This window comes from Brevundimonas vesicularis, assembly GCF_032067225.1.
In the GTDB taxonomy this organism is placed as follows: domain Bacteria; phylum Pseudomonadota; class Alphaproteobacteria; order Caulobacterales; family Caulobacteraceae; genus Brevundimonas; species Brevundimonas vesicularis_F.
This window is the reverse complement of record NZ_DAMBJX010000016.1, coordinates 1-4804: the sequence shown is the minus strand read 5'-3', so window position 1 is coordinate 4804 and position 4804 is coordinate 1. Positions and strand designations below refer to the sequence as shown.

General features: G+C 66.6%; 3 protein-coding genes and 2 pseudogenes. 3 read left to right on the top strand and 2 right to left on the bottom strand.

Features of this window, described 5'->3' with window-relative positions; translation table 11 throughout:
- Positions 1 to 155: pseudogene (locus tag RT123_RS05775) on the bottom strand (lipocalin); the annotation flags it as partial.
- Between the two features lie 177 nt (positions 156 to 332).
- Between RT123_RS05775 and cysD the strand changes: the two are divergent.
- The 3 genes from cysD to RT123_RS05760 are packed head-to-tail and all read left to right on the top strand — an operon-like array spanning position 333 to position 4277.
- Positions 333 to 1274, top strand: coding sequence for a sulfate adenylyltransferase subunit CysD (cysD, locus tag RT123_RS05770; protein WP_313008305.1), 942 nt, complete (start codon positions 333 to 335; stop codon positions 1272 to 1274).
- On the top strand, positions 1274 to 3187 hold the full coding sequence (gene cysN / locus RT123_RS05765) for a sulfate adenylyltransferase subunit CysN (RefSeq protein ID WP_313008304.1): 1914 nt from the start codon (positions 1274 to 1276) through the stop codon (positions 3185 to 3187). The genes cysD and cysN overlap by 1 nt, the downstream gene beginning before the upstream one ends.
- A 40-nt stretch (positions 3188 to 3227) precedes the next feature.
- Positions 3228 to 4277 carry a mechanosensitive ion channel domain-containing protein gene (locus RT123_RS05760; RefSeq protein ID WP_313008303.1) on the top strand — a complete coding sequence of 350 codons (1050 nt, stop codon included), beginning with the start codon at positions 3228 to 3230 and terminating at the stop codon, positions 4275 to 4277.
- Here the strand turns inward: RT123_RS05760 and RT123_RS05755 are convergent.
- Positions 4265 to 4804, bottom strand: a pseudogene (locus RT123_RS05755) (malate synthase G); the annotation flags it as partial. The gene RT123_RS05760 and the pseudogene RT123_RS05755 overlap by 13 nt on opposite strands.

Below are 4804 nucleotides of genomic sequence, written 5' to 3'. Positions count from 1 at the left end.
GCGATCTCGTGCCAGCGCCCGGACCACAGACGCTGCACGTCCACCGGCTTGGCCGGCTGGGGCGCGCGATATTCGGAAGGCGACGGTGCGGTCACGCATCCCGCCAGCGCGATCGCGGCGGCGGCGGATGCGGCGAGGGATTTCAAGCTGGACATGGGCGTTTCCGTTTTGATGCCATAAGCCGCTTTCGGCGACCCTGGTTCCGTTACGTCACAACGCTGTTCTTGGACCTCTTGCCCGTCAGGTCGGAAATCTCACAGGACATGGCAGTATCAATCGCTTGTCTTACGTCGCACATTGGCGTTGTCACCTCCGCTCGACGGAGCCCCTCGGTGGATACTGCCATTCTGACTGCGAACCCAACCCTGTCCGCGCCGCGCCTGACGCACCTTCAGCGCCTGGAGGCCGAGAGCATCCACATCCTGCGCGAGGTGGCGGCCGAGGCCGAGCGCCCGGTCATGCTGTATTCGATCGGCAAGGACTCGGCCGTCATGCTGCATCTGGCGAAGAAGGCCTTCTATCCGTCCAGGCCGCCCTTCCCGCTTCTGCACGTCGACACGACGTGGAAGTTTCGCGCCATGTACGCGATGCGCGAACAGGCGGCGGCCGATCTGGGCGTCGAGCTGCTGGTCCACCAGAACCCCAACGCCCTCGCACGCGGCATCAACCCCTTCGATCACGGCTCGGCCCTGCACACGGACCTGTGGAAGACCGAAGGTCTGAAACAGGCCCTGAACCATTACGGCTTCGACGCGGCCTTCGGCGGCGCCCGGCGCGACGAGGAGAAGTCGCGCGCCAAGGAGCGGATCTTCTCCTTCCGCACCGCAGAACACCGTTGGGACCCAAAGAACCAGCGCCCCGAACTCTGGCGGCTCTACAACACGCGCAAAAAGCCCGGCGAGAGCATCCGCGTCTTCCCGATCTCAAACTGGACCGAGCTGGACGTCTGGCAATACATCCACCTGGAGCGGATCCCCATCGTGCCGCTGTATCTGGCCGCCGAACGGCCGGTGGTTGAGCGGGACGGCGCCCTGATCATGGTCGATGACGACCGGTTCCGGCTGCGCCCCGGCGAGACGCCCCAGATGAAGTCCGTCCGTTTCCGCACCCTGGGCTGCTACCCCCTGACCGGGGCGGTCGAGAGCACGGCCGCGACCCTGCCCGAGGTCATTCAGGAAATGCTTCTGACCACCACCTCGGAGCGGCAGGGCCGGATGATCGACCACGACCAGTCCGCCTCGATGGAGAAGAAGAAGCAGGAGGGCTATTTCTGATGGCCCACCAATCGGACCTAATCGCCCGCGACATCGACGCCTATCTGGACGCCCATCAGCACAAGAGCCTGCTTCGCTTCATCACCTGCGGCAGCGTGGACGACGGCAAGTCCACCCTGATCGGCCGGTTGCTGTACGACTCCAAGATGATCTTCGAGGATCAGATGGCGGCGCTGGAGGCGGACAGTCGCCGCGTCGGCACCCAGGGCGGCGACATTGACTTCGCCCTGCTGGTCGACGGCTTGGCCGCCGAGCGGGAACAGGGCATCACCATTGATGTGGCCTATCGCTTCTTCTCGACTGAGAAGCGCAAATTCATCGTCGCCGATACGCCCGGCCACGAGCAGTACACGCGAAACATGGTCACCGGCGCCTCGACCGCCGACGCCGCCGTCATCCTGATCGACGCCCGGCGCGGCGTGCTGACCCAGACGCGGCGCCACGCCTATCTGGTCAGCCTGCTGGGCATCCGCCACGTCATCCTGGCGGTCAACAAGATGGACCTCATGGGCTGGTCTCGGTCCGTGTTCGACGCCATCGTCGCCGACTTCTCCGACTTCGCCGACCAGATCGGCCTGAAGCGCTTCGACGCCATTCCGATGTCGGCCCTGCGCGGCGACAACATCACCGAGGCCAGCGCCCATTCGCCCTGGTACGCCGGGCCGCCGCTGATGAGCCTGCTGGAAACGCTGGAGGTCGGCGACGCTCTTCAGGCCGATCCCTTCCGCCTGCCGGTGCAGTGGGTCAACCGGCCCAATCTCGACTTCCGCGGCTTCTCCGGCCAGATCGCCGCCGGTACCGTGCGGCCGGGCGATCCGGTGCGCGTCCTGCCGTCGGGCAAGACCTCGACCGTCGCCCGCATCGTCACCGCCGACGGCGACCTGGCTGAGGCTGTCGCCGGCCAGTCGATCACCCTGACCCTGGCCGACGAGATCGATGTCTCGCGCGGCGACGTCCTGGCCAGCGCCGACGCCCCGCCCGAGGCTGCCGACCAGTTCGAGGCCACAGTGGTCTGGATGGACGACGAGCCCCTGCTGCCGGGCCGGCCTTACCTTCTCAAGATCGGCGCGAAGCTGGTGGGCGCCACCATCACCGAGCCCAAGCATAAGGTGAACGTCAACACCCTGGAGCAGCAGCCGGCCAAACGGCTCGAGCTGAACGAAATCGGCGTCTGTAACCTGTCGCTGGACGCCCCCGTCGCCTTCGCCCCCTATGTCGAAAATAAGGATCTGGGCGGCTTCATCCTGATCGACCGGATTTCGAACCGGACGGTCGGGGCGGGTTTGCTGCACTTCGCCCTGCGCCGCGCCCACAACATCCACTGGCAGGCCCTGTCGGTGGACAAGGCCGCGCGCGCGGCCATCAAAAACCAAAAGGGTCGAGTCATCTGGCTGACCGGCCTGTCGGGCGCAGGCAAGTCGACCATCGCCGATCTGGTGGAAAAGCGGCTGCACGCCGACGGTCGCCACACCTATCTGCTGGACGGCGACAATGTCCGCCACGGCCTCAACCGCGACCTGGGCTTTACGGAGGAGGACCGGGTCGAGAACATCCGCCGCGTCGCCGAGGTGTCGAAACTGATGGTGGACGCGGGCCTGATCGTCCTGGTCAGCTTCATCTCGCCCTTCCGCGCCGAACGCCGCCTGGCCCGCGACCTGCTGGGCGAGGGCGAGTTCGTCGAGGTCCACGTCGACACGCCCCTGGCGGTGGCCGAGGCCCGCGATGTCAAGGGTCTGTACAGGAAGGCCCGCGCGGGAGAGCTCAAGAACTTCACCGGCATCGACAGCCCCTATGAAGCCCCCGAAAGCCCCGAGATCGTCGTGGACACCACCACCATGTCGCCCGAGGACGCCGCCGAGCGCATCGTTGCCTGGCTGGATGGGCGGTTCTCGACCGAGGACTTCGCCATCTAGGTTCGGAACCTTGACCGTTCGGTGGACGCTCTAGGACGCGATGACCAATCCGATCCAGAAGCTGGGCCTCGACACCATTGAGCAGTCGCAGATCGCCCGCGTCGCCGGGATCAATCTGACGCTGGGCGGTCTGGTCAGCGCGGGCGTGATCCTGCTGATCGCCTTCGCCGCCCATTGGGTGGTGACGCGGTCGCTGCGCCGGGTGCGCGAACGCTCGGACCGCAGCCGTCAGGCGATCTATCTGCTGGAGCGTCTGGCGGGCTACGGCATCATTGTCGTCGGCGTCATGTCGGCCCTGTCGGCGGCAGGGCTGAACCTGTCGTCCCTGACCGTCTTCGCCGGCGCGCTCGGCATCGGCGTGGGTCTGGGTCTGCAGGGGGTGGTCAAGGAGTTCGTCTCCGGCCTGTTCCTGATCTTCGACCGGATGGTGTCGGTCGGCGACTATATCGAGATCGAGGACATCGGCATCCGCGGCGCCATCATGGAGATCGGACCGCGCGCCACCCGTGTCCGCACCAACGACAACGTCAACGTCCTGGTGCCCAACTCGCGCTTCATCGAACAGCCCGTCACCAACTGGACGATGAAGGGCGACACCCGCCGCATCCATGTGCCCTTCACCGTCGCCTATGGGTCGGACCGGGGACAGGTGCGCGATGCGGTTCTGGCCGCCGCCCGCGCCAGCCCCTTCACCCTGCCGGAAACGGAGGCCCGCAAGAGCCAGGTCTGGCTGGTGGCCTTCGGCGATCGGGGCCTGTCGTTCGAACTGGTGGTCTGGCCGACGCGTGACGCCGTCAAACGGCCGGCGGCCATGCATGCCGCCTACACCTGGCTGATCGCCGACGCCCTGGACGCGGCGGGCGTCGAGGTGCCGGTGCCCCAGACCGATCTTCGCCTGCGCACCGCCTTCGGCCTGGACGGCGAGGAGGCCTTGAAGCGCCTCGGCTACGGCGTCGGCTCACCGCCGCGACCGACCGGCCCGCAAAGTCCCGCCCGAACCGCCAACGACGCCGCCGACGACGTCATGGCCGACGACGAGGCCGAGACGCCGGAACCGCCCGCTCCGCCCAAGACCCGTCAGACGGACTGAGCCGCCTTGGCCTTCAACCGCCAGGCATGCAGCAACGGCTCGGTATAGCCGTTAGGCTGCTCGACGCCTTCGAACACGAGCGCCCGCGCCGCCTGATAGGCCAGACTGTTATCCGGGTCCGCCGCCATCGGCCGATACAGCGGATCGCCCGCATTCTGACCATCGACCTTGGCCGCCATGCGCTGGAAGGCCGCCTCAACCTGATCGGCCGTGCAGACCCCGTGCAGCAGCCAGTTGGCGATATGCTGCGAACTGATCCGCAGCGTCGCCCGGTCCTCCATCAGGCCGATGTCGTGGATGTCCGGCACCTTGGAACACCCCACCCCCTGATCGATCCAGCGCACGACATAGCCCAGTATCCCCTGGGCGTTGTTGTCGAGCTCGGCCGCCACCTCGTCCTCGGACCAGTTGACGCCATTGGCCAGCGGCGGGGTCAGCAAAGCCTCCAGCCCCGGCGTCTCGAGCCGGGCCACATCCTTCTGAACCGCGAACACATCGACCGCATGATAGTGCAACGCGTGCAGTGT